21 protein-coding genes are annotated in these 25,246 nt (G+C 71.6%); 14 read left to right on the top strand and 7 right to left on the bottom strand.

The genetic code is table 11. The features are described 5' to 3' along the window. Positions 1–79: 79 nt before the first annotated feature. The 4 genes from GKS42_RS18240 to GKS42_RS18225 all read left to right on the top strand — a co-directional run bounded on the left by GKS42_RS18240 (position 80) and on the right by GKS42_RS18225 (position 2,871). On the top strand, positions 80–358 hold the full coding sequence (locus tag GKS42_RS18240) for a F0F1 ATP synthase subunit epsilon (protein WP_154795116.1): 279 nt from the start codon (positions 80–82) through the stop codon (positions 356–358). Positions 359–367: 9 nt separating this feature from the next. After that, positions 368–781: a DUF2550 family protein gene (locus GKS42_RS18235; RefSeq protein WP_154795115.1), complete on the top strand. Its 414-nt coding sequence runs from the start codon at positions 368–370 to the stop codon at positions 779–781. A 69-nt stretch (positions 782–850) separates the two neighbouring features. After that, the gene (nucS, locus tag GKS42_RS18230; protein ID WP_154795114.1) at positions 851–1,546 is read left to right on the top strand and encodes an endonuclease NucS; all 696 of its coding nucleotides are present in this window, start codon (positions 851–853) and stop codon (positions 1,544–1,546) included. 71 nt (positions 1,547–1,617) lie between these two features. After that, complete coding sequence (locus GKS42_RS18225) at positions 1,618–2,871, top strand: N-acetylglucosamine-6-phosphate deacetylase (RefSeq protein WP_154795113.1); 1,254 nt, start codon at positions 1,618–1,620, stop codon at positions 2,869–2,871. A gap of 6 nt (positions 2,872–2,877) precedes the next feature. Here the strand turns inward: GKS42_RS18225 and GKS42_RS18220 are convergent, their stop codons facing one another. Continuing rightward, entirely contained in the window at positions 2,878–3,399 is a 522-nt protein-coding gene (locus GKS42_RS18220; protein ID WP_154795112.1) for a UDP-N-acetylmuramate dehydrogenase, read from the bottom strand. A 71-nt stretch (positions 3,400–3,470) separates the two neighbouring features. Continuing rightward, positions 3,471–4,178, bottom strand: a complete 708-nt coding sequence (locus tag GKS42_RS18215) for a VOC family protein (RefSeq protein ID WP_154795111.1) — start codon at positions 4,176–4,178, stop codon at positions 3,471–3,473. A 153-nt stretch (positions 4,179–4,331) separates the two neighbouring features. Here GKS42_RS18215 and GKS42_RS18210 point away from each other — a divergent pair, with 153 nt between their 5' ends. Both GKS42_RS18210 and GKS42_RS18205 read left to right on the top strand, forming a co-directional pair. Beyond that, a complete protein-coding gene (locus GKS42_RS18210) occupies positions 4,332–5,168 on the top strand; it encodes a helix-turn-helix domain-containing protein (protein WP_154795110.1) in 837 nt (278 codons plus the stop codon). A 65-nt stretch (positions 5,169–5,233) separates the two neighbouring features. Then, a complete protein-coding gene (locus GKS42_RS18205; protein ID WP_154795109.1) occupies positions 5,234–5,815 on the top strand; it encodes a dihydrofolate reductase family protein in 582 nt (193 codons plus the stop codon). A 31-nt stretch (positions 5,816–5,846) separates the two neighbouring features. Here GKS42_RS18205 and GKS42_RS18200 read toward each other — a convergent pair whose 3' ends face one another. After that, complete coding sequence (locus GKS42_RS18200; protein ID WP_232847732.1) at positions 5,847–8,768, bottom strand: beta-glucosidase family protein; 2,922 nt, start codon at positions 8,766–8,768, stop codon at positions 5,847–5,849. A gap of 303 nt (positions 8,769–9,071) precedes the next feature. Here GKS42_RS18200 and GKS42_RS18195 point away from each other — a divergent pair, with 303 nt between their 5' ends. From GKS42_RS18195 to GKS42_RS18185, 3 genes are read left to right on the top strand one after another with little or no spacing between them, the layout of a single operon-like run. Next, positions 9,072–10,727, top strand: coding sequence for a type 2 periplasmic-binding domain-containing protein (locus tag GKS42_RS18195; RefSeq protein ID WP_154795108.1), 1,656 nt, complete (start codon positions 9,072–9,074; stop codon positions 10,725–10,727). Then, entirely contained in the window at positions 10,724–11,770 is a 1,047-nt protein-coding gene (locus GKS42_RS18190; protein ID WP_435529646.1) for an ABC transporter permease, read from the top strand. The genes GKS42_RS18195 and GKS42_RS18190 overlap by 4 nt, the downstream gene beginning before the upstream one ends. Next, positions 11,767–12,762, top strand: coding sequence for a carbohydrate ABC transporter permease (locus GKS42_RS18185; RefSeq protein WP_154795107.1), 996 nt, complete (start codon positions 11,767–11,769; stop codon positions 12,760–12,762). The genes GKS42_RS18190 and GKS42_RS18185 overlap by 4 nt, the downstream gene beginning before the upstream one ends. Positions 12,763–12,772: 10 nt before the next feature. Here the strand turns inward: GKS42_RS18185 and GKS42_RS18180 are convergent, their stop codons facing one another. The 3 genes from GKS42_RS18180 to GKS42_RS18170 are packed head-to-tail and all read right to left on the bottom strand — an operon-like array spanning position 12,773 to position 17,223. Further along, entirely contained in the window at positions 12,773–13,624 is an 852-nt protein-coding gene (locus tag GKS42_RS18180; protein ID WP_154795106.1) for a universal stress protein, read from the bottom strand. A 51-nt stretch (positions 13,625–13,675) separates the two neighbouring features. Continuing rightward, positions 13,676–14,677, bottom strand: a complete 1,002-nt coding sequence (locus tag GKS42_RS18175) for a LacI family DNA-binding transcriptional regulator (protein ID WP_154795105.1) — start codon at positions 14,675–14,677, stop codon at positions 13,676–13,678. Next, positions 14,671–17,223, bottom strand: a complete 2,553-nt coding sequence (locus GKS42_RS18170) for a glycosyl hydrolase family 95 catalytic domain-containing protein (RefSeq protein WP_154795104.1) — start codon at positions 17,221–17,223, stop codon at positions 14,671–14,673. The genes GKS42_RS18175 and GKS42_RS18170 overlap by 7 nt, the downstream gene beginning before the upstream one ends. Positions 17,224–17,415: 192 nt before the next feature. Here GKS42_RS18170 and GKS42_RS18165 point away from each other — a divergent pair, with 192 nt between their 5' ends. Genes GKS42_RS18165 through GKS42_RS18155 form a run of 3 tightly spaced genes read left to right on the top strand, consistent with a single transcriptional unit; the run spans position 17,416 to position 23,175 of the window. After that, positions 17,416–19,422, top strand: coding sequence for a beta-galactosidase (locus GKS42_RS18165; protein ID WP_210769213.1), 2,007 nt, complete (start codon positions 17,416–17,418; stop codon positions 19,420–19,422). Continuing rightward, complete coding sequence (yicI, locus tag GKS42_RS18160) at positions 19,419–21,743, top strand: alpha-xylosidase (protein WP_154795102.1); 2,325 nt, start codon at positions 19,419–19,421, stop codon at positions 21,741–21,743. Before GKS42_RS18165 ends, yicI begins: the two co-directional genes overlap by 4 nt. After that, positions 21,739–23,175 carry a GH1 family beta-glucosidase gene (locus GKS42_RS18155; protein WP_154796815.1) on the top strand — a complete coding sequence of 479 codons (1,437 nt, stop codon included), beginning with the start codon at positions 21,739–21,741 and terminating at the stop codon, positions 23,173–23,175. Before yicI ends, GKS42_RS18155 begins: the two co-directional genes overlap by 5 nt. Before the next feature lie 63 nt (positions 23,176–23,238). Here GKS42_RS18155 and GKS42_RS18150 read toward each other — a convergent pair whose 3' ends face one another. Next, positions 23,239–23,973: an SDR family NAD(P)-dependent oxidoreductase gene (locus GKS42_RS18150; RefSeq protein WP_154795101.1), complete on the bottom strand. Its 735-nt coding sequence runs from the start codon at positions 23,971–23,973 to the stop codon at positions 23,239–23,241. Positions 23,974–24,124: 151 nt separating this feature from the next. On the opposite strand from GKS42_RS18150, the gene GKS42_RS18145 reads away from it, so the two are divergent. Together GKS42_RS18145 and GKS42_RS18140 are read left to right on the top strand one after the other, a co-directional pair. Beyond that, complete coding sequence (locus tag GKS42_RS18145; RefSeq protein WP_168217889.1) at positions 24,125–24,796, top strand: alpha/beta fold hydrolase; 672 nt, start codon at positions 24,125–24,127, stop codon at positions 24,794–24,796. A 112-nt stretch (positions 24,797–24,908) separates the two neighbouring features. Then, on the top strand, positions 24,909–25,214 hold the full coding sequence (locus tag GKS42_RS18140; protein ID WP_154795099.1) for a hypothetical protein: 306 nt from the start codon (positions 24,909–24,911) through the stop codon (positions 25,212–25,214). Positions 25,215–25,246 lie beyond the last annotated feature (32 nt).

The raw sequence follows: 25,246 nt of genomic DNA, 5'->3' as shown, positions 1-25,246 counted from the left end.
AACGGTAGGCCGATCGGCCGGCGCACCGCGAGGAGCGTCGCCGATCGGCCCGTCCGATTATCGAACGAAGGAGGGCGGCGTGCCGCTCAACGTGGAGATTGTGTCCCCGGACCGCACCTGGTGGTCCGGTGAGGCGGTGAGCATCGGTGCGCCCGCGGCCGACGGTGACCTCGGCATCCTGACCGGCCATCAGCCGGTCCTGGCGGTGCTGCGCGCCGGTGTGGTGCGGGTCCGGCCGACCTCGGGCGAGGCGATCACCATGGACGTCGACGGCGGGTTCATCTCGGTGGACCAGGACTCGGTGACCATCGTGGTCGATCCGACCACCAACGAGGACCAGGCGTCCGGCGAGAACTGAGCCAACCGGATGAGGATCGCGATCGCCGTCGGAGCCGTTGCGGTCGTGCTCGCCCTGGTACTGATCGCCCTCTTCCTGTGGCGGCTTCGCACCCTCAGCCACCGGGTCGGATCGTTCGAGTGTGCCAAGTACACCGGCAACCGCTGGCTGGCCGGGATCGCCAGCTACACCAGGGACCACCTCGACTGGTACGAGGTGGTTTCGCTGTCCCTGCGCCCGACCACCCGGTGGGAACGGCGCGAGCTCGACATCCTCGACCGGTCCCGGCGGGAGGTGGACGGGCGTCTCAGCAGCGTGAGCGAGGCCCGGTGTGTCTACCGTGACGAGGAGTTCCTGCTCGCCGCGAACGACCAGTCCCTGGACGGCCTGCGGTCCTGGCTCGAGGCGGCGCCGCCGGACCCGAACACGTCCCGTATCGTCTGAGGACACCCCTCGCTGGCCACCGGGTCGCAGCCGCACCCGGCTGCGTCCGGCGCGGAAAGGAACACACGTATGCGGATCGTCATCGCCGACTGCGCGGTCGACTACTCGGGACGGCTGACGGCGCACCTGCCGCTGGCCCGTCGGGTGCTCATGGTCAAGGCTGACGGCTCGGTGCTGGTGCACTCCGACGGGGGCTCGTACAAGCCGTTGAACTGGATGTCGCCGCCGTGCCGGCTCTCGGAGTCGGAGCCGGACGCGGCCCAGGCGGAGGTGGGCGTCACCGGCGTCTGGACCGTCCAGCACACGAAGACCGACGACCGGCTGGTGGTGTCCCTGCACGAGGTGCACTCGGACACCACGACGGAGCTCGGCGTCGATCCCGGACTGGTCAAGGACGGCGTCGAGGCGCACCTGCAGAAGCTGCTCGCAGAGCAGATCACGCTGCTCGGAGACGGGCACACCCTGGTCCGGCGCGAGTACCCGACGGCGATCGGTCCGGTGGACATCCTGGCCCGGTCGGCCGGAGGTACGTCGGTGGCCGTGGAGATCAAGCGCCGTGGTGACATCGACGGCGTGGAGCAGCTCACCCGCTACCTCGAGCTGCTGAACCGCGACCCGCTGCTCGCTCCGGTGGACGGGGTGTTCGCCGCCCAGGAGATCAAGCCGCAGGCCCGGGTGCTGGCCACCGACCGCGGCATCCGCTGCGTCGTGCTCGACTACGACGCGATGCGCGGCATCGACGACGTGGACTCGCGCCTGTTCTGACGCTCTCCGGTGCCGGGCGGGTACCCGGTCGGCGGGCGCGGGCGGTATCGGCGATCGGTCACAATGGGTGCATGTCGTCGTCGATTCCCCCCACGCCTGTCCCGGTTCCGATCGTGTTGCGAGGGCGGGTGGTCACGCCGGAGGCGGTGATCGATGACGGCGTCGTGATGATCGACGGCGGCCGGATCGCCTGGGTGGGTCCCGTCGCCGGCGCCGGCGCGGACGGGCCCGCCGCGGCCGCCATCGCGAGCGCGCAGGCGCCGTCGGGCCGGACGATCCTGCCCGGCCTCGTCGACCTGCACAACCACGGCGGTGCCGGGGTCGGCTTCCCGGACGCCCCGGACGCCGAGGCCGCCCGGCCGGCCGTCGCCGAGCACCTGGCGCACGGCACCACCCGCATGGTCGCGTCCCTGGTCACCGCGGCCCCGGACACGCTCCGGGCCCGGGTGAGCACGCTCGCCGACCTCGCCGATGCGGGCGAGATCGTCGGGATCCACCTCGAGGGGCCGTTCCTGAACGAAGTGCGCTGCGGCGCACACGACCCGGCCCTGCTCCTGGACGGGGACCCGGCGCTGACCGCGGACCTGCTCGCCCTCGGCCGCGGGCACGTGGTCTCGATGACGATCGCCCCCGACTCGCCCGGCGTGGTCGGTCCCGGGGGAGTGGCACAGACCCTGATCGCCGCTGGTGCGGTGCCTTCCTTCGGACACACCGACGCCGCCGCGCCCGCGATGCGCGCGGCTCTGGTCGAGGCCGTGGAGGCGATGGCCGGGCGCACCCGGAGCCGGCCGACCATCACCCACCTGTTCAACGGCATGCGGCCGATCCACCACCGCGACCCGGGTCCGGTCCCACCGGCGCTGGCGCTGGCCCGGCAGGGGGCGGTCGTGGTCGAACTGATCGGGGACGGCACCCACGTGTCCCCGGACCTGGTCAGGGAGGTGTTCGACCTGGTCGGGCCGGAGCACATCGCGCTGGTCACCGATGCGATGGCAGCCACCGGCATGCCCGACGGACAGTACCTGCTCGGTGCCCTCGCCGTGCAGGTCACCTCGGGCGTCGCCCGGCTCGTGGAGGGCGGCTCGATCGCGGGTGGCACCGCCCACCTGATCGACGTGGTCCGGACCACGGTCGACGGCGGTGTGGGCCTTCGCGCGGCCGTGCTGGCCGCCTCCGCGACGCCGGCATCCGTGCTCGGCCTGACGGACGTCGGGGCGTTGCGCCAGGGGTACCGGGCCGACGTCGTCGTCGCCGACGCCGACCTGCGGGTGCAGCAGGTCTACCGCGACGGCGTGGCCGTCACGGGTCCGGGCACGCTCGGCTGACCGCGGTCAGTCGGCCAGGACGGCGCGACGCACCCGGGTCAGCGGCACCCGCTGCCCGGACGTGACGCCGAGCCTCACGGCGAGTGCGTCGTCGCGGATCGGGGCGGTGAGATCGCCCTGCTTCAGCAGGAGAGTCACCTCGCGGACGTCGTACCGCAGCGACCCGTCGGCCAGACGCTCGGTGAACCGTGACGTGCCGGGCCCGAAGCCGCACTCGACCGCCGCGAACGTCCGTTGCCGGTCGACGGAGCGGTCCCAGGTCCGCACCGACACGACGGCGTCGCTCACCGACTGGCCGTACGCGGACGCGTTGGCCAGGGTCACGTCCGCGATCGAGCCCGGCAGCCCGGAGAGCGCCTCGACACCGAGCCAGCCCTCGGTGACGGCCCGCTCGACGATCCCGTCCCAGGGCTCCGCGGAGTCGGCGGCCACCTGCACGGCGCCGCAGTAGACGAGGTCGTCGACCGCGCACCCGGTGGTGTCCACCCGGAGGCCGGTACCCGCGTCGCTGGAGCCCGGTGAGTCCATGGTTCCAGTCTGCACCCGGCGCGTCCGCATCAGGACCCTGCGAACCCCATGGACGTCGGTCTCGTCGGGCGCTACGTCGGCGGGACCGTTGCCGTCCGCAGCTCGAGGAGCGTCTCAGCGGAGTACTCGGCGGTGCCGGACTCGGCGATCAGGGCGTCCACGGCATCGAGTTCCGAGCTCGCTTCCTGGGCGCGACCGAGCCTGATCAGCAACTCGGCGCGATAGACCCGCGCCTCGATCCGCTCAGCCACCGGAGCGTCGGCGTACCTGTCCAGACCCGCGGTGACCTTCGCGAGGGCGAGCCCATCCTCACCGCGCGCCTCCCCTTGCCGAGCCGCGACATCGATCACCCGTGCGAGGCCGTCGCGTCGGGTCGTCGCTGTCTCCTCCTGCGATCCCTCCTGGTAGAAGCGCAGCCAGATCCCACCGGTGTCGATCACGCTGAAACCCACCGCGGTGCCCGCCTTGCGGCGCAGCCTGAGAAGCCGAGGAACGCCCTCCACCGGAACACGGCCACGCGAGGCACGCAGACCGTCCGCGAAGTCCGAGCGCAACCGCTCGGCGTCGGGCACCGTGACGATCACGCTGCACGGCGAGGACTCGGGCTCGTACCCTGGCACGCCGGCCAGGTGGATCGCCATGTCCTCCAGTTGAACCACCGCGGCCGGGTTCGGCTTCTCCTGCCGGTACGTGACCGCAAAGCCCAACGAGCCGTAGAACTCGATCGCCTCAGCGAGATCAGGACACGGCAGGATCGGGTACATCCGCTCTCCGGCCACCCCCCGATCGTAGTGCTCCCGGTCGGCGAGGAACCGTTGGGACCGGTGGACCGCGGACGCTCGTCCGGTACTGGATCGCTCTGGACTTCGAGCGCCTGGGCGGCTCCTCACCATGCAGGGTGTGGTCGGCTTGGAGTCGGCGATACTGTGGACATGGAGTACGTGCCAAGGGTGCCGCGACCTCCGCTGGACGGGCTGATCGACGACCTCTACTACCTGGAGGGTGAGTCGCCGTACGCCCGGCTGACGCTGCCGCCGCCGGCGGCGTTGCTCATCGTCAACCTCGGTGCGCCGTTCCGCATCCGCGCCGGCACCGACGTCGAGATGGCCGAGTACGCCGACGGCTGCGTGGTCACGATGCCCACCCGCGCGTGGGAGTTCGGCTACCCACTCCGGACCCGGTCCGTCGGCGTGCACTTCAAGCCGTGGGGGCTGGCCCCGTTCCTGCCGATGCCGGCGGCCGAGTTGTGTGACCGGCCGGTGACGGTGGAGCAGATCTGGGGTCGACCAGCCGTCGCCGAGCTGCGAGACCGGCTGGCCACGGCCGTGGGACCGCACGAGATGCTGACCCTCCTCGAGGAGGAGTTGATGCGACGGCTGTGCGAGACGGCCGGCCTGGGACTGATCCGCCATGCGAGCAGAGTCATCGCGGCGACCGGCGGGGCGGTGGCGATCGACGACCTGAGGGTGGCGGCCGGGGTCAGCAGCACCCATCTGGCACAGCGGTTCAAGGAGCTCATCGGCGTCACGCCGAAGCGGTTGGCCCGCACCTACCGCTTCGCCGCTACCGTGCTCTCGATCGACCCCGCCGGGCCGATCGACTGGGCCGACCTCGCGAGTGGGGCGGGCTACTTCGACCAGGCCCACTTCGGCCACGAGTTCCGGGCCTTCACCGGGCTCACCCCGACGCGATACGTCGAAGCCCGGCAGCGGTTCATGCGCGAGCATCCCGGCCACGTGCTGGACAGCTGGCCGCTGCCGGCCGATTGATTTCCTACAAGAGCGACGGCTCACGACGCTCTAATCTGAGGGAAATCCCCAGCAGAGGAGCGCCCATGGGCACGACGGTCATGTACAGCTCGGTGTCGGTGGACGGCTTCATCGCGGACGAGAACGACCAGCCCGGGCCGTTGTTCGATTGGTTGCTCAGCGGTGACGTCCCGTTGGACGAGAGCGGCGTGCTGAAGGTGTCGCAGACGTCCTTCGACCACGTCCGGCCGTACTGGGACCAGATCGGCGCGACGATCGTCGGCCGCCACGTCTTCGACCTGACGGACGGCTGGGACGGGAAACCTCCGGGCGGGGTCGACCATGTGGTCGTCGTGACGCACCGGCCGGAGCCCGAGGGCTGGGACCCAGAGGGGTCGTTTCACTTCGTCGACGGCGTCGAGGCGGCCATGGCCAAGGCGCGGGGGCTCGTGGGTGAGCGCATCATCGAGGTCGCCGCCGGCGACGTCGGTGGCCAGGTGCTCGCCGCGGGCCTGGTCGACGAGGTGCGCATGGACGTCGCACCGGTCGTGCTCGGGTCCGGCAAGCGCTACTTCGGGTCGGTCCGAGCACAGCACCTGCTGGAGGATCCTGACGTCGTGATTCAGGGCAACCGGGTGCTACACCTGCGCTATCGGGTGCGCCACTGACCGCCCAGCACCTCACCCGCGGCAGTTCAGCTCACGATCGCCGGCTTCCCGTTTCCGTCGTGTCTTGGCCGCCTCCGGGCAGCGATGAGGCGTCGGCGGCACTGACTGCAGTGCTGGTTCGTCCCTCGACCCCGGCCAATCGGACCGGACCAGCCAGGACGACCCGAAGCCCTGGTGCCCGCTCGTCCTGCGCCGGCCCGGCGGCGAGCCCGGCCCCGAGCGGCGCCAGCGACACCTCGGCGAGATCGTGCCGGCCCAACCCCGCGGGGACCTCCGCCCGCGCGAACTGGTGCGCTCCGCCGTCGGCGATCGTCTCCAGGGTCACCGACGCCGGTCCGGGCGCGGTGCGGGCGACCGTCACGCTGGCCGCCTCGGCGAGGTCGGCGACGGCGCTGAAGCCCAGCCATCCCGAGCCGGACGGCGCGGTGACCACCTCGCCCGTGGCCGGGGTGGCCTCCTCGATCCGGGTGCCGGAGTGGGTGTCGAAGTCGACCGCGCGCAGGGGCAGGCGGTGCGCGGTGACGGGCTCGCCGGCAAGGGCGACGCGAACCACCAGCGGGGTGTCGGCCGCGTTCGGACCGGCCAGCACCCGGTAGTCGGCGGTCAGGACCGCCATCGCTGCTCGGGTGGTGTCCCAGACCGAGAACCGCTCGGCAGGGATCCGTAGCTCGACCGTGCGGCGCTCCCCGGGCGCCAGCCTCACTCGAGCATGGGCGGCGAGGCGGCGCGGGAACGGCACCGGGTGCCCGGGGGAGTCGGTGTAGACCTGAACGACCTCGGTGGCCAGCCGGTCCCCGGTGTTCGACACCGTCACGCGGGCGAGTACGGCGGTGTTGTCGGTGCCGACGGTCTCGACGGTCTCGACGGTCAGCGCGTCGTAGCCGATCCGGGAGTACGTCAGCCCGTGCCCGAACGCGAACAGCGGCGCGGCCTCGGAGTACCAGTAGGTGGTGCCGGAGCCGAGGATGTCGAAGTCGAGCAGGTCACCGGCGTCGGACCCGTCGGCCCACCAGGTCTGCGGGAGGCGACCGCTCGGCTCGACCTCGCCGAGGAGCACGTCCAGCAGCCCGTTGCCCGCCTCCTGGCCGCCGTGGCAGGTCCACACGATCGCCGCGGCGTCCCGGGCCGCGGCATCCAGGGCATAGGGGTAGCTCGAGACGAGGACGAGCACGGCGTCCGGGTTCGCCTCCTGGACGGTCCGCCACAGCTCGGCCATCGGGGCCGGCAGGGCGAGTCCGGGCCGGTCCTGCGTCTCCCGGCCGAGCAGGTGCGGGTCGTTGCCGACGGCGCACACCACCACGTCCGCGTGCGCCGCCGCGGCCGCGGCGGCCGCCGTGCCCGAGCGCACGAGCCGGCGGACGAACCGCTCGGCCTCGTCCATGGTGGCGCCGGTCGCGCCGACGCCGCCTCCGTGCGCCTCCACACGCAGCCACCGACCGGTGCCGATGTGCTGGAAGGACCAGGTGTCGTCGGAGTGCCTGTGCGCACGCCAGGACTCACCGACCACCCAGCCCTGTGGCCGGGTCGCATCCGCCACGACCTGCTCGCCGTCGGCGCGCAGCAGCAGTCCGGTACCTGCCCCGGCCAGGGTGAGCACGCCGTGCCCCCAGTCGGTGATGTCCCAGAGCGCGTCCTCACCGGCGCCCGGTGCGTCGGCGACCAGCACCTGGTCGGCGCCGGCGCGCAGGTAGGCGCCGGTGCTGACCGAGCGCAGGGCGATCCGGTCCGAACCGTCCACGACGGTGACGTCGGTGCCGTCCCAGCGGGCCCGGACGGCGTCGGCGATGCTCACCGTGTAGGGCGGCGTGCCCGCGTACCAGTCCGGGAGCACCCGGCCGGAGAGCGGGCCGATCACCGCCACCGAACCGGACGGCGTCAGTGGCAGCACCCCGGAGTTGCGGAGCAGCACCACGGCCCGCCCGGCGGCCTCCCGGGCCAGGTCCCGATGCTCGGGCAGGTCGAGGTGCTCGGCCGTGATGGCGGCGTACGGGTCGGCCGGATCGAACTCGCCGGAGCGGGCCCGCACGGTGAGCACCCGGGCGACCGCACGGTCGACGTCCGCCATCGAGATCAGGCCGCGCTCGAGGGCTTCGCGCACCAGGGCCAGGGTCGGCGCCGGGTCCTGGCCGTTGTCGGTGAACGAGTCCACCCCGGCCAGCAGCGCGGCGGCGTGCGCCTCGACGGGGTCCGGATGGTAGCGCTCGGACCGGCTCAGGTTCGTGGGCGCCCCCGCGTCCGAGACGACGAGAAGGGACTGATCGGTCCAGGACCGCAGCTCCTCCAGCAGCTCGCGCGCCACGTGGTTCGGCCGGCCGTTCACCAGGTTGTAGGACGGCATCACCGCGCCGACCACGCCGGCCTCGATCGGGCCCCGGTACGCGGGCAGTTCGTACTCGTGCAGCACCCTCGGGCGCAGCTGCGAGGAGGTGACCGCGCGGTCGGTCTCGTTGTTGTAGGCGAGGAAGTGCTTCAGGGTGGGCACGGTGCGCCAGACCTGCTGGTCATCACCACGCAGGCCGAGCGCGTACCCGGCGGCAAGTTCCGCGGTCAGGTGCGGGTCCTCGGAGTACCCCTCCTCGTTACGGCCCCAGAGCGGGTTCCGCAACGGATTCACCACGGGCGCCCAGACGTTGCGGCTGACCGTCGCATCGGCCGCCTGCTTGGCTCGCAGCTCGGTGCCCACCTGCGCCCCGATGCGGCGAAGCAGGTCCGGGTCCCAGCCGGCGGCGAGGCCGACGGGTTGCGGGTACATGGTCGCCCGACCGAGCCAGGCGACCCCGTGCAGCACCTCCGCACCGGTCGTGAACGGAGCCAGGCCGAGACGCTCGACGGCGGGGCTCGCCTGGTGCAGCATCGCCACCTTCTCGTCGTCGGTGAGCTGCGCGAGGAGGTCGCCTACGACTGCCGGGAGGTCCCGCCCGGTCTTGGGTCCTGCCGTGTCCCGTTGAGGCACCGTCGATGCTCCTTCGCCTTGACGTCTGCGCGAGAGAGCGATCCCGGTTCGAATCGGTTCGATTCCCGGAGCGTTGCGATCGGTCTCTCTGCCCAGTCGGCATCAACCCACTCGATGCCCGTCCATCTCGTTTCATTATGGCGGTTCCTCGGGCGTCTTTCCAGCCGTCGGAGTCGGCGAGGGAAGTGGTTGCGCTGTCCGTGCATGGTGGCTTACGATCGGCACGTTCGAACCGCTTCGATGAGTGCGCGCAGAGGCGCACCGAGGCAGCGGTCCGCCATCCACGAAGGAGTGAACGCGAACATGAACCTGGACTCCCACCCAGACGTGACCCGGGTGCTACCGCTGAACCGGCGGTCGTTCCTGACCATCCTCGGCCTCGGCGCGGCCTCCTCGGCCGCTCTGGCGGCCTGCAGCTCCGAGCCGCCCGGTGGTTCGGCCGGCCCGAGCGGCGGGGGAGGCGACGTCACCAGCGCGCTGCCGAACCACATCCCGATCGACTACGTGACCCCTGACTTCCCGAGCGTGAACGGGTCCACGGCGGGCTATGCGACGATCCCGACGGAACTGGTCCAGGTGTTCGACGCCCCGCCCGGATCTGGCTCGGAGTTCACCGCGATGACCCCGCTCTGGGGCGCCATCCCGCCGACCGAGGGCAACCAGTACTTCGACGCCGTGAACGCCGCCATCGGGTCCACGATCACGTTCCAGATCAGCGACGGCAACACCTACGGTGACAAGCTCGCCGCGGTGCTCGCCTCCGAGCAGGACGTGCCGGACTGGGTCTCCATCCCCACCTGGAACATCCCGCCGCGCTTCGACCAGGCCGTCGAGGCACTGTTCGAGGACCTCACGCCGTACCTGGCCGGCGACGCCGTCGAGAAGTACCCGAACCTCGCCAACATCCCCACGGACGTCTGGAAGTTCTGTGTCTTCGACGGTCAGCTCAAGGCGCTGCCGTTCCCCGGTGAGATCATCACCGACGCGATCTTCTACCGCGATGACATCCTCGAGGCCGAGGGCATCACCACGCAGCCGACGAACGGCCAGGAACTGCTCGACCTGGCCAAGGAGCTCACCGGTGCCGACCGGTGGGGCGCGAACGACCTGTGGAACTCCTCGGTGATCATCCACGGTGTGGTGCCGAAGTGGCGGATCAACGACGACGGCACGCTCACCCACCGCGTCGAGACCGACGAGTACCGCGCCGCGCTCGAGTGGAACGCGGCGCTGTTCGCGCAGGGGTCGGTGCACCCGGACGCCGTCGCCGACAACTCCGGTGACGCCAAGACCCGGTTCGAGTCCGGACTGGTGCTGATCAGCAACGACGGCGTCGGCGGCTGGCACGAGGCGCTCGGCCGGCAGCTGGCGTCGAACCCGACCTACTCCCAACGTCCCTTCACGCCGTTCGCGGCGGAGGGCGGCACGCCGGTCCTGTGGAAGGGCAACCCGGCCAACATCTTCTCGTTCATCAAGAAGAACGAGGACTCGGCGCGGATCGAGGAACTGCTCGCGGTCGCCGACTTCCTCGCCTCCCCGTTCGGCACGACCGAGTACCAGCTGATCAACTTCGGCCTCGAGGACGTCCACTTCACGTTCGACCAGAACGGCCTGCCGGTGTCCACCGAACGTGCCGCGACCGAGGTGCAGCCCACCTACATCTTCCTGACCGACCCGCCCGTGGTGAACACCAAGGTGCAGTACCCCGGCTTCGTGGAGGCGTTCTGCACCTGGATGGCCGACGCCGCCGGGTACGTCCAGGACCCGGCCTTCTTCGGGATGCAGATCACCGAGCCGACCCAGTACGCCTCCCTGGCGCAGCCGTTCGAGGACCTCGAGAAGGACATCTCCCGCGGCCGCAAGTCCATGGCGGACCTGGACACCGCGATCGAGACCTGGCGGACCTCGGGTGGTGAGGAGCTGCGCGCCTTCTACACCGGCATCCTGGACGCGCAGTGACCGCAACGACCCGCAGCGACGGTGCCGGCGGCAGCGACGGCGCTGCCGGCTCCGACGGCCCCGACGGGACGGCCCGGGCCGCCCACCGACCTCGGTCCTCCCGGCGGGCCGGCTCCGGCCCGCCGGTGCGGCACCGGAGCGCGTGGAGCCGGATCAAGCGGGACCGGTCGCTGCTCATCATGACGATCCCGGTGATCGTGCTGCTCGGCGTGTTCGCGTACGTGCCGATGCTCGGCAACGTGATCGCCTGGCAGGACTACTCCCCGTATGTGGGCATCCTCGACTCCCCGTTCGTGGGCTGGTGGAACTTCGAGCGCGTCTTCACGAACCCGCTGTTCTGGGACGCGGTCCGCAACACGCTCGTGATCACCGCGTTCCAGCTGGTGTTCTTCTTCCCGATCCCGATCGTGCTGGCGCTCCTGCTGAACAGCGTCATCACGCCGGCGATCCGGACCACGATCCAGTCCGTGGTGTACCTACCGCACTTCTTCTCGTGGGTGCTGGTCGTCACGATCTTCCAGCAGCTGCTGGGCGGCGCCGGTCAGTTGCACCGGATCCTGGCGGACAACGGGATCGCGATGCCGGACATCATGACGAACCCGGACACGTTCCTGGTCCTGATCACGGCGCAATCGGTCTGGAAGGACGCGGGCTGGGGCATCATCATCTTCCTCGCGGCCCTGTCCACGGTGGACCCGGCCCTGTATGAGGCCTCGGTGATGGACGGCGCGAACCGATGGCGCCGGATCTGGCACATCACCCTGCCCGCCCTGCGTCCGGTCATCATCCTGCTGCTGATCCTGCGGCTCGGCGACGCGCTGACCGTCGGCTTCGAGCAGCTGATCCTGCAGCGCGGCGCCGTCGGCGCCGGCGTCGCCGAGGTGCTCGACACGTTCGTCTACTACCAGGGCGTCATCAACGGTGACTGGAGCTTCGCCGCCGCCGCCGGCCTGGTCAAGGGGATCGTCAGCCTGATCCTCGTGCTCGGGGCCAACAAGATCGCACACGTCTTCGGAGAAGCTGGGGTGTACAAGCGCGCATGAGTACCGCACTCGGATCCAACCGGGGAACCCACCCGGCCATCGACGAGACCGTCACCGGCACCGCCCGGCCCGACCCCCGCCGTCGTCCCCGCCGTTCCAAGCACCGCCCGGCCTGGGAGGACCGACCCACCGCGCTGGGGACCGGCGCGAAGGTGATCGTGCTCGCCCTGATCGTCCTCGCCGTCGTCTACCCGCTGTACACCGTGATCATCACGTCCCTGTCCACGACGGCGGCCGTGACCGAGGCCGGCGGCCTGATCACCGTGCCCACGGAACTGACCACGGCGGCCTACCGGCAGATCCTCGCCGGTGGCATCGTGACGAGGGCGACCATGGTCAGCATCGGTGTCACAGCGGTCGGCACCCTGCTGTCCACCACGGTGTCCATCCTGTGCGCCTACGGGCTATCCAAGCCGTCCTCGTTCGGGCACCGCCCGATCCTCTTCGTGCTGCTGATCACGATGTTCTTCGGGGCTGGGATGATCCCGACCTACCTGCTGGTGAGCAACCTCGGTCTGATCGACACCTACTGGTCGCTGATCCTGCCCGGCGCGGTCTCGGCGTTCAACGTGCTGCTGCTGCGCAACTTCTTCATGGGCATCGACCCCGGCATCACCGACGCCGCGCGGATCGACGGCGCGGGGGAGTGGCGCGTGCTCGGCCAGATCGTGCTGCCGATGTCGAAGGCGGTGACGGCGGTGGTCGCCCTGTTCTACGGCGTCGGGTACTGGAACGCGTTCTTCAACGCGATGCTCTACATCAACGACAATGCCAAATGGCCGCTGCAGCTCGTCCTGCGCTCCTATGTGCTGCAGGGCGTCACGCTGCCGGGCTCCGGGGTCGGGCAGGTGGACGTCGCGACGGGCGCCGTGACCGGGTTGCCGGTGAAGATGGCCGTGATGGTCCTCGCGATCATCCCGGTGCTCGTCGTCTACCCGTTCGTGCAGCGCCACTTCACGAAGGGCGTCATCTTCGGGGCGATCAAGGGCTGAGGCCCTCGGACTATCGGACCACCGCGACCGGGCACCGCGAGGTGCGCAGCACGTCCTGGCTCACCGAGCCGAGCAGCATCCCCTTGAACGTGCCCCGGCCCCGGGACCCGACGACCACCAACGCCGCCGTGGCCGACTCCTCGGTCAGCAGCACCGACGGCGGTCGCGGCACGACGACCGTCTCCACGGTCACGTCCGGGTACCGCTCGCGCCGGCCCGCGAGGGCCTCGGCGACGATGCGCTCACCGGAGGCGAGGGCCTCGGGGATGTCGTTGATCGGGTTGGACAGGCCCTCGACGCGGCCGGGCCGGGTGTGCCACCAGCCGTGCACCACGCGCAGCGGCGCCCCGGTCAGGCCGGCCTGTGCGAACGCGAAGTCGAGCGCGGCGGCGGAGCCGCCGGAGCCGTCGACACCCACCACGATCCGCCGGCTCTCGGCGTCCTCGGTCCGGCGGACCACCACCACGGGAGACGTGGCGTGCCGGCTCACATGCTGGCTCACCGAGCCTAGTAGCAACCCCGCCGCCTGGGTGTGGCCGCGGGCACCGATGACGACCATGGCCGCACCGGCGGAGGCGTCGACGAGGGCCGGCACGGGCGGACCGCCGATCAGTTCGTGGGTCACCGACGAGCTGGCCAGGCCGACCAGCCGGTCCCGCACCGCCTGCTCGAGCTCCGCCAGGTGCCGTTCGTACCAGGCGGTCGAGGGACTGAAGTTGACGGCGGCCGGGTCGTACAACGACGTGAGCAGATGCAACGGCGCGGAGCGCTGCACCGCGGCACGGTCGGCCCACTCCACGGCGAGATCGGCGTCCGGGGACCCGTCGTAGCCGACGATGACGGCATTGCGTGGGATCTTCATGCCTCCATCATCACCTCGGATCCGGGCACGAGGTGGGCCCGAGGTCCCGGCTCAGCGCGGCGGCGCGGTACTCGAGCGCTTGTGCAGGGTGGGCGCGATCAGCCGGGTCTCGACCGTGTCGGACCCCCGCAGCCGGGCGAGCGCCATGTCCACGGCGACCTGCCCGATGTTCAGCGCCGGGATGTCCATGGCCGTGATCGGCACCGGCTGGGCGTCGGCGACGTCCGCCGGGGCCAGCGCCACCACAGAGATGTCCTCCGGGACCTGCTTGCCGCGGTCGCGCAGGCTCGCCAGGATCACCGGCAGGGCGGCCTCGTTGTGGACGACCAGGCCGGTCAGGTCTGGGACCTGCGTCAACACGGCGTCCAGGGCGGCGATGGCCTCCCCGGGCGCGGTGCCCGCCGGCTCGATGACGCAACCGACGCCGTCGTGGGTGGCCTGGGCCCGGTAGCCGCGCAGCAGCCGGTCCGCGTAGGAGGTGTGCCGCGCGATCACGGCGGGCGGTGGCCCGATCAGCGCGACGTTGCGATGGCCGAGTGCGGTCAGGTGCCGCAGGGACAGGCGTGCGGCCGCCTCGAAGTCGAAGTCGACGCAGCTCACGCCCCTGGCGTCCTCGGGCAGGCCGATCAGGATGGTGGGCTGCCGCAGGGCCGCGACCTGCGGGATCCGCGGGTCGTCGGACTCGACGTCCATGAGGATGAGGGCGTCCACGAGCGAGCCGGAGCCGACCCGGCCCACCCCGTCGGCCTCGTCCTGGGTGAGCAGGAGCACGTCGTAGTCCGCGGTGCGGGCGCGGGTGACCACCCCGGTGACGAACTGCATGATCACGCTGACGTCCACGTCCGGGCGCAACGGCGCCATCAGCGCGAAGATGTTCGTGCGGGCCGAGGCAAGGGCGCGGGCGCCGGCGTGCGGGTGGTAGCCGAGGTCGGCGATCGCCTTCTCCACCCGGGCCCGGGTGCTCGCCGAGATCGTCCGCTTCCCGCTGAGCGTGTAGGACACGGTGGACACCGATACCCCCGCGCGCCGGGCCACGTCGTTGATCGTCACCATGGGGTTGCTCCCGTTCCCTGCCCCAGGACCCCGCTCGGGGTCAGGGTCCATGTGTTGCCCGCGTCGATCCGCACGCGTTCCGTGCCACCAGGCCATCGCACCAGATGCGTGGAGGATTCGCCGCCGGCCGGGGCATGCAGCGTCGCCTCGGTGAGGCGGCCGTCGTCGTCCCAGCCCAGGTCCACGACGAGGCCGCCGCGGGCCACGAGGCCGCGGACGGAGCCGGCCGGCCACTGCGGCGGAAGGGCCGGGAGCAGGTCGATCCGGCCCTCGTGCGACTGCAGGAGCGCCTCGGCGATCCCCGCCGTGAGGCCGAAGTTCCCGTCGATCTGGAACGGCGGGTGTGCGCTGAACAGGTTCGGATAGACCCCGCCGCGCTGACCGGCGCCGTCGTCGGCCACCCGCAGGGCGAGCGCGAGGACCGCTCCGAACCTGTCGCCCCGTCGCAGCCGCGCCCACAGCGACAGCCGCCAGCCGAGTGCCCACCCGGTCGATTCCGGGCCCCGCAGCTCCAGGGTCCTGGCCGCCGCGGCAGCGAGGGCGGGCGTGCGTTCGCACGTCCACAGGCCGAGCGGGAACAGACCGGCCAGGTGCGAGGTGTGCCGGTGCTCGGGCTCGACCTCGATCAGTGGGACGGACCACTCGAGCAGCTCGCCGCGCTCGCCGACCACCGGATCCGGCAGCGCAGCGACGGCGGCCACGAGGTCGGCCAGCCACGGCGCGTCGGCGCCGATCCGGGCCGCGATCGCCCCGGCCCTGGCGGCGAGGTCGCGCAGCAGCGCCACGTCCATGGTGGAGGAGACCGACACGGCCGCGGGCCGACCGTCCGGCGCGACGAACCGGTTCTCCGGCGACGTCGACGGGGCGGTCGCCGCGGGGCCGTGCTCGGGGCGCACGATCCAGTCCAGGGCGAACCGGCAGGCGCCCTCGATCGCCGGCCAGGAGCGCCGCGCGCGAGCGACGTCACCGGTGAACTCCAGGTGGTCCCACACCGAGCGGCACAGCCAGACACCGCCCATCGACCAGGCCGACCAGGACGGGTCGCCGGCGCCGGCTCCCACCGAGTACGGGTAGCCCCACGGGTCGGTGTTGTGGTGCGCCACCCAGCCACCGGCGCCGTACAGCGCGGCCGCGGCGCGACCGGTCTCGGCGAGGGTGTCCACCAGGTCCAGCAACGGGGCCTGGCAGGGCGCGAGGTTCGTGGTCAGCGCGGGCCAGTAGTTCATCTCGGTGTTGATGTTGATCGTGTAGTTCGAGCTCCACGGGGCCGGGAGCCGGTCGTTCCAGATCCCCTGGAGGTTCGCCGGGAACCCGCCCGGCCGGGACGAGGCGATGAGCAGGTACCGGCCGTAGTGGAACGCGAGCACGGCGAGCCCCGTGCGGTCGGCCGGTCCAGCACCGGAGGCGTTGGCGGCGCGGATCCGCTCGTCGGTGGGCATCGGCGCGATCGGGCCGAGGTCGAGCCGGACCCGGTCGAACAGGCCGCCGTGGTCGGCCACGTGCGCGGCGTACAACTGCTCCGGCCCGACGGCGTGGGCCGCCTCGGTCCGGGCGGCGAGCAGCTCGTGCAGCGCGTCCAGGGTGCCGGCGGTGTTCGCGTGCCGGTCCGGCCCGGTCGAGCCGGTCCGGGCCGCGGATGGCTCGGGCAGCACGGTGCCGGTCGCGATCAGCAGGCGGGTCACCCGGGCCGCGTGCACGTGGGCGCCGGCGTCGTCGGTCCGCACCTGGCCGTCGGTCTCGATCGCGACGTGGACGACGCCGGTGCGCGAGTCGGCCGTGTACCGGACCGGTTCCTCGGCGCCCTCGTGCTCGGGCGCGACATCGCCGGGCAGCAGGAGTTCGAGGGCGAGGTGTGCCGCCGCGCTCGTGGTCGCGGAACAGTCGGAGGGGGAGGGCGGACCCTCCGATGCGTTTCTCGCCGTCCGGGTGACCTCGCGGACCTGGTCCGGGTCGAGCCGCACGTCAAGGTCCACGGGGGAGTCGGCGTGCACCTCGTGCACGATGAGCCCGGCTGGGTGGGAGGCGTAGCTGCGGTGTGCCACGTTGGTCCCGCCGGCCGCGTAGCGGTGTCCCGCCGTCGCCGTGCGCAGGTCGAGCCACCGACGCGCGGTGGCAGAACCGTCGCCGGGGTCGGCTGACGCCCTGTCCGGCACGGCGCCCGGCTCCGATGGCGCCGAGCCCGTCGCCGCGTCCGATGGCGCCGAGCCCGTCGCCGCCTGCGCGTCGCCGGTCGCTCGCACCGCGACGGCGAGCCGCGCGAACGGCAGGTACGCCTGGGAGTGGCTGCCCTGGAACGCGCGCAGCAGGTCCTCGGCCGCCCGCACGTCACCGTCTGCCAGGTGCGCGCGGACGCGAGCGAGCCGGTCCGGGCCGTCCGCGGGATCGAGGGCAGGGTCGGCGTCGGCGCTCGGCCCGGACCACGCCGAGCCCTCGTTCAGCTGCAGCAGCTCACCGCCCGCCCGGCCACCGACCATGGCCCCGGCGTGGCCGTTCCCAACCGGAAGCGATTCGACGAACCCGGTGGCCCCATCGCGGTACCAGAGCAGCGTCGCGGGATCGCCCTCGGGCGCCGCGAAGAGCAGGGGAAGCGTGGCGGTTGTGATGGATCCACTCCGATCGGCATACAGAACCAGACTGTCGCGAGCGCCACTTTACACAGGTCCTCGCCATCGTTAAGGTGTTGAAACGCTTCGACAACCCGGTCGATCAAGTCAATGCGGACATCAAGGAGGCGGTCGATGACCGGCAGGACGGGACCGGGACTGCGGGACCTCACCGCCACCCGTGGGCTTCTCTACGGCGGCGACTACAACCCGGAGCAGTGGCCCGCCGAGATCGTCGAACGCGACGTCGAGCTGATGGTCGCCGCCGGGGTGAACCTGGTGACCGTCGGCGTGTTCTCCTGGAGCCGGATCGAACCCGGCCCGGGGGTGCGGGACTTCGACTGGCTCGACCGCGTCCTCGACCTCCTCGCCGGCGCCGGCATCGCCGTCGCCCTCGCCACCCCCACGGCCAGCCCGCCGCCCTGGCTGGCCCACGACCATCCGGACACGCTGCCGGTGACCGCGGACGGGGTGCGGCTGAGCCAGGGCTCCCGCAACCACTTCTGCCCGAGCTCGCCGACGTACCGCGCCCACGCGCTCGAGATCGCCACCGACGTCGTCGCCCGGTACGCCGACCACCCGGCCGTCGCGATGTGGCACGTCGGCAACGAGTTCGGGCAGGTCTGCCACTGCGACCAGTGCGCCGCCGGGTTCCGGCACTGGCTGCGCAACCGCTACGACGACCTGACCGGCCTGAACTCCGCTTGGGCCACCACGTTCTGGTCGCAGGCGTACGGGCGCTGGGAGGAGATCGTGCCGCCGCGGGCGGCGCCGTACATGATCAACCCGACCCAGCGGCTCGACTACCGCCGGTTCTGTTCCGACACCCTCCTGGAGCTGTACACGGCGCAGCGGGACATGATCCGCGCGGTCGACCCGTCGAACCCGATCACGACCAACTTCATGGGGTTCTTCCCGCACGTGGACTACTGGTCCTGGGCCGGTGAGCTGGACGTCATCTCCGACGACTCCTACCCGGACCCGGTGGACCCGGACGCCCCGGTCCTGGCCGCGCTCAGCCACGACCTGATGCGGTCCCTGGCCGGCGGCCCCTGGCTCCTCATGGAACAGGCCGTCAGCGCCGTGAACTGGCGCGAGCACAACCCGCCGAAGTCCCCGGGCCGGATGCGCGCCGACGCCCTGCGCGCGGTCGCCCACGGCTCGGACGGCGTGCTCTCGTTCCAGTGGCGGGCGTCGGCGGCCGGTGCCGAGCGGTTCCACTCGGCGATGCTGCCGCACGCGGGACCGGACACCAGACTGCACCGCAGCGTGCGCGCCCTCGGCGCCGACCTGGCCGCGCTCGCGCCGGTCGCCGGGTCGCGGATCCGGGCCCGGGTCGCGATCGCGTTCGACTGGTCCAGCTGGTGGGCGGCCGAGGAACCGGGCGGACCGAGCGCCCGGCTACGGGTGCTGCCCCAGGTGCTGTCCTGGTACCGGCCGCTGTGGCGGCGCGGCCTGGCCACCGACCTGGTCCAGCCCGAGGCGGACCTGACCTCCTACGATCTCGTCCTCGCACCTCAGCTCCACCTGGTCACCGACGCGGCCGTCGCCAACCTGCGGGCCTTCACCGGCGCCGGCGGGACTCTCGCGCTCGGGCCGTTCAGTGGCGTCGCCGACGCCGACGCCGCAATCCGCCCCGGGGCGTTCCCGGCCCCGTTCACCGACCTGCTCGGCGCCGGCGGCGAGGAGTGGTGCCCCCTGCCCGACGGCGGAGCCGCCCTGGTTCTCGACGGTCACCGGTACCCCGTGCACACCTGGGCGGAACGGCTCGTGGTGGGCTCGGCCGACGTGCTCGCCACGTTCGCCGGTGCCGACCTCGACGGCGCGCCGGCCGCGGTCCGCTCGCCCGACGGCCGACTGCTCTACCTCGCCGCCGTCGGCGGCGACGACCTGCTCGAGGTCTGGGTGGCGACCTGCCTCGACGCGGCCGGGGTGACGCCGTCGGGCATCGTGGCGCAGCCACCGCCCGGGGTGGAGCTCGCCGTCCGCGGGGAGCACACGTTCCTGTTCAACCACACCGGCGCGCCGGTGAGCGTCCCGCTCACGCGAGCCAGCCGGGACATGCTCACCGGCACCGACCACCCGCACGCCGCGGACGTCCCGGCCGACGGCAGCGTCGTCCTGATCGAGAGGCAACCATGAAGTTCACCGATGGCTACTGGAACGTGCTGCCCGGCGTGGAGATCCTGCGCCCCCGGCATGTGGAGTCCGTCGAGGACGGCGGCGACACGCTGACCGTGTACGCGGCCACCGCGCCGCTGAACCGGCGAGGCGACACCCTGAACCGGCCGATGGTGACCATCACGCTCGACTCGCCGCTGGACGGCGTGATCGGCGTGCGGATCGAGCACTTCCAGGGCGGTCGCGACCGTCGGCCGGCGTTCGAGCTGGAGGCCGCCCCGGGGCCGGTGCGCATCCACCGGTCCGAGCAGCCCGGGGATCCGGCCACGTTCACGACGGGCGACCTGACCGCGACCATCGACACCGACGGGCCCTGGCGCCTGGAGTTCACCGACGCCCGCGGCCGGGTCCTGACCGGTTCCGCCGATCGCGGGATCGGGATCATCTCCACCGACGACGGATCGCACTACGTCCGCGAGCAGCTCGACATCGGGGTGGCCGAGCACCTGTACGGTCTCGGCGAGCGGTTCGGGCCGCTGGTCAAGAACGGCCAGTCGATCGACATCTGGAACGAGGACGGCGGCACCGCTTCGGACCAGGCCTACAAGAACGTCCCGTTCTACGTCTCCGACCGCGGCTACGGGGTGTTCGTCGACCACCCGGAGCGGGTCTCCTTCGAGGTCGGCACCGAGGTGGTCTCCCGCACGCAGTTCTCGGTGCCGGGGCAGGTCCTGCAGTACTACGTCATCGGCGGGTCCGACCCGAAGGAGGTGCTGCGCCGCTACACCGCGCTCACCGGCCGCCCGGCGCGGGTGCCCACCTGGTCCTACGGGCTGTGGCTGTCCACCTCGTTCACCACCGACTACGACGAGGCCACGGTCACGTCCTTCATCGACGGGATGGCGCAGCGGGATCTGCCGCTGTCGGTGTTCCACTTCGACTGCTTCTGGATGCGGCAGTTCCACTGGTGCGACTTCGTCTGGGATCCGGCCACGTTCGGTGACCCGGAGGGCATGCTCACCCGGCTGCACGAGCGCGACCTGAAGGTCTCGGTGTGGATCAACCCCTACATCGCCCAGCGCTCGCACCTGTTCGCCGAGGGGGCCGAGCTCGGCTACCTGGTGAAGACCGCGGCCGGGGACATCTGGCAGTGGGACATGTGGCAGGCCGGGATGGCGCTCGTGGACTTCACGAACCCCGGCGCGTGGACCTGGTACCAGGACAAGCTGCGGGTGCTGCTGCGCCAGGGCGTCGACGCGTTCAAGACCGACTTCGGCGAGCGGATCCCCACCGACGTCGTCTGGCACGACGGGTCCGACCCGCAGCGGATGCACAACTACTACACGCACCTGTACAACGCCTGCGTCTTCGAACTCCTCCAGAAGGAGCGCGGGACCGGTGAGGCCGTGCTGTTCGCGCGCTCGGCGACCGCCGGCGGCCAGCAGTTCCCGGTGCACTGGGGCGGGGACTGCGAGTCGACGTTCGCCTCGATGGCGGAGTCGCTACGCGGCGGGCTGTCCCTGGCGATGTCCGGGTTCGGGTTCTGGAGCCACGACATCGGCGGCTTCGAGGGCATGCCGGACCCGGCCGTGTTCAAGCGGTGGCTCGCGTTCGGTCTGCTCTCCTCGCACAGCCGCCTGCACGGGTCGTCCTCCTATCGGGTGCCGTGGGCGTTCGACGACGAGGCGGTGGACGTGGCCCGCCGGTTCATCCATCTCAAGTACGAGCTGATGCCGTACCTGGCCCGGGCCGGCCAGATCGCCACGGCCGAGGGGGTGCCGGTGATGCGTCCGATGGTCCTGGAGTTCCCGCACGACCGCAGCGCGGCCGCGGCCGACACCCAGTACCTGCTCGGCGACTCGGTGCTCGTGGCGCCGGTCTTCGACGCGGGCGGGGACGTCGAGTTCTACGTGCCGGAGGGCACCTGGACGAACCTGCTCACCGACGAGAGGCTGACCGGCCCGCGGTGGGTGCGCCAGCGGCACGGCTTCGACACGCTGCCTCTGCTCGTGCGGCCCGGCGCCGTGCTGCCGCTCGGTGCCCGCACCGACCGGCCCGACTACGACTACGCCGACGGCGTGCGGCTGGCGGTCTTCGAGTTCGCCGACGGCGCCCGCACCACGGTGAGTGTCCCGACGGCGGACGCCTCGGGCACCGCGGCGACGTTCACGGTGACCCGCACCGGCAACCGCCTCGAGGTGAGCGCCGCCGGGACCGACCGCCCCTGGGCGGTGCGCCTCGCCGGAGCCGACCACCCCGCGAGCGGGGATACCCTCACACTGGACGTTCCGCCGTCGTGGGTGGGACTCGACACCGACGGAGCAGACCGTGACCAGCATTGACACCTCCCCGGCGGCCGACGCGGTCGCCGAACCGGGCACCGGGCGCCGCTTCGGCGCCGACTTCGTGTGGGGCTCGGCCACCGCCGCGTACCAGGTTGAGGGCGCCGTCACCGAGGGTGGCCGCGGACCGTCGATCTGGGACACGTTCTCGCACACCCCGGGCAAGACCCTCAACGGGGACACCGGCGACGTCGCGATCGACCACTACCACCGCGTCGCCGAGGACGTCGCCCTGATGAAGGAGCTCGGTCTGGCGGCGTACCGCTTCTCGATCTCCTGGCCACGGGTGCAGCCAGGCGGGTCCGGACCGGCGAACCCCGAGGGTCTGGCGTTCTACTCCCGGCTCGTCGACGAACTGCTGGCGGCCGGCATCAAGCCGGTGGTGACGCTCTACCACTGGGACCTGCCCGCCGAGCTGGAGGCGGCCGGCGGCTGGACGAACCGGGCCACCGCCTATGCCTTCGCCGAGTACGCGCGGATCGTCGCGGCCGACCTCGGTGACCGGGTGGGCCTGTGGACCACCCTGAACGAGCCGTGGTGTGCGGCGTTCCTCGGCTACGCGGCCGGCGTGCACGCGCCCGGGCGGACCGAACCGGTGGCGGCGCTGCAGGCCGCCCACCACCTGAACCTCGCCCACGGCCTGGCCGCGCGCGCGATCCGCGACGAGCTCGGCGAGGACACGCCGGTCTCGATCACGCTGAACCTGCACGTGACCCGCCCGGTGGACGCGACCTCGGCCGCGGACACCGACGCCGTCCGGCAGCTCGACGCGGTCGGCAACCGGATCTGGCTGGACCCCCTGTTCAAGGGCACCTACCCGGCCGACCTGCTCGCCGACACCGCGCACCTGACCGACTGGTCGTTCGTGCATCCCGGCGACGGCGAGCTCATCAACGTCCCGCTGGACTCCCTCGGCGTGAACTACTACTCCACGTCCCGGGCCCGCCGGCACGCGGGCGAGGGTGAGCCGGAGCGGGCCGACGGGCACGGCGACGGCGCGAGCCCCTGGGTCGGTGCGGACACCGTGGAGTTCCTCGAGATGCCCGGGCCGCTCACCGCGATGGGCTGGAACATCGATCCCGACGGGCTCGTCGAACTGCTGCTGCGGCTGCACCGCGAGTACCCGGCGACGCCGCTGATGATCACCGAGAACGGCGCCGCCTTCGACGACGAGGTGGGTCCCGACGGCGGCGTGCACGACGGCGACCGGGTCGCCTACCTGCACGGCCACATCGACGCCGTCGCCCGGGCCATCGAGGCCGGTGCGGACGTGCGCGGCTACTTCGTCTGGTCGCTGTTCGACAACTTCGAGTGGGCGTTCGGGTACGAGCGCCGGTTCGGGATCGTCCGGGTGGACTACGACACCCAGGTGCGCACCCCGAAGGACTCCGCCCGCTGGTACGCAGACCTGATCGCCACCGGCGCCCTCTGACTGCGGGGCGGCTGCCGATCCCGCCGGGGCGCCGGGGGGAGTCTCGCCGGCCGGCCCGATCCGTTACCAGCGCACGGGTCCCGCGGCATCGACGAAGGTTCCGCTGCTGGCCCCTGCCGGAGCCAGCGCGGCCGTGACGACCACCTCGGCGGCGGCCGCTGCGGTGAGTGGCGCATTCTCGTGGTTGCCCGGTGCCAGGTCGGTCTGTACCCAGCCCGGACAGACGGACGTGACGACGACCGGCGTCGCGGACAATCGCTTGCCGAGTTCGACCGTGATGCTGTTCAGGGCGGCCTTCGACGTCTGGTAGGCGGGGAGCAGCATCGAGAACCACGGCGACTCCGGGTCGCCCTGGTCGGCGAGCGAGCCCATTGTCGACGAGACGTTCACGATCCGTCCCGCATCGCTCGAGCGCAGCAGCGGAAGGAGGGCCTCGGTGACGGCCACGACGCCGAAGACGTTCGTCTCGAACGTCCTTCGGAACATCTCGACCGACGCGAACTCGTGGGGGACGGGATCGGTGGCTTCCGGCAGGATGCCCGCGTTGTTGACGAGGATGTCGAGCGCTCCGTACCTGTCCTGAATCTGTGCTGTGAGCGTTGCGACACTCTCCGGTTCGACAACGTCGAGAGTGATGCCCTCGATGACGAGGCCGGCACTCCTTGCCGCGGCACATGTCGTCCGGACGGCCTCGGCATCCCGTCCCGTGATGATGACGGTATGGCCGGCTTCGGCGAGTGCTGTGGCAGTCGCGAGACCAAGACCTCGGGTGCTGCCGGTGACCAGAGCGATGGACATGCGGAGGTTCCTTCTGTTGACGGGATGGGATCTTGACGGAGGGGCCTTCGGCGAGGGTCGCTCACGTGAAGTAGACGTCCCGGCCACAGAGAACGTGAGGTGTGACGACGATCACTGGGCCGCCTACCTGCAGCGGCTACGATCGGTGGTCATGTCGGACATCGTGTTTCTGCACGGGGCCACGAGCGGCCCGGCGACGTGGGATCTGGTCAGCGGGGCTCTCGCCGAGGAGGGCCACCGGGTACACGCGCTGCGACTGCTGGGACACCGGGGAGCGCAGTACCGGCCCGATTACCCGTTCGCCGGGTTCCGCGACGATGTGATCCGGCAGCTCGATCGACTAGGAGTGGGCTCCTTCGCGATGGTGGGTCACTCCTTGGGCGGATTCGTGGCGAGCATTGTGGCTGCGCACTGCCCGGAGCGCGTCAGCCGGCTGGTGTTGGAGGAAGTACCGGTACCTCCGGCCGGAAGCGACGACGTCGGGCCCGGCCGGAGGTTTGGACTGATGCGCCTGCTTGCACCGTTGGGGCGGCGCCACTTCGATCCGAGAATGCTCCGGCAGGTGCTGGACGGACTTCGCACACCTCAACCCCATTGGTGGGACGGGCTCCCACGGATCTCCGCGCCGACCCTGATCGTGGCCGGTGGGCGGCGTAGCCACTTGGATCAGGGCCGATACCCCCGGCTCGCCCAGACCCTCCCGGAGGCGTCGCTGGCGAACGTCGACGTGGGACACCGGGTGCACTCCTTGGCGCCGGTTGAGTTCCTGAACTCCGTGCGGCCGTTTCTTGCCGAGAGCATGACGCAAGAGCCTGCTCGGTGACCAGGGCATCGGAGCCCGGCCGGCCCTTGTAGCTCACAGAGGGGTGAGCATCGCCTCGTGATCGGCAGCACGCGCGCTGGACGCCTCCTGGACCTGAGGGAGAATGGACGGTATGGCCCGACGCTCCCGCCGCCGCCCCTACGCCGAGCAGCACCCAGAGCTCGACGTCGAGTCGGTGCTGCGCGGACGGGCCCGCACCGAGACCCGCGCGGACGGTTCGCAGTGGGCGGTGCGTCCAGTGCAGGGTTCGGACAAGACCTACCGCTGCCCCGGTTGCGCGCAGGAGATCGCTCCCGGCGCGGCCCACGTGGTGGCGTGGGGCGACGATCACCTGTTCGGGGCCGAGGCCGCCCTGTCCGAGCGCCGGCACTGGCACACTGCCTGCTGGCAGGCTCGGGACCGCCGCCGGCCGAGCTGAGCGCCCGGATCCCACCCCGTGGCGCGGCTCGT

Origin of the sequence: Occultella kanbiaonis (assembly GCF_009708215.1) — a bacterium.
Classification (GTDB): Bacteria; Actinomycetota; Actinomycetes; order Actinomycetales; family Beutenbergiaceae; genus Occultella; species Occultella kanbiaonis.
This window is presented reverse-complemented; position numbering and strand designations above follow the sequence as displayed.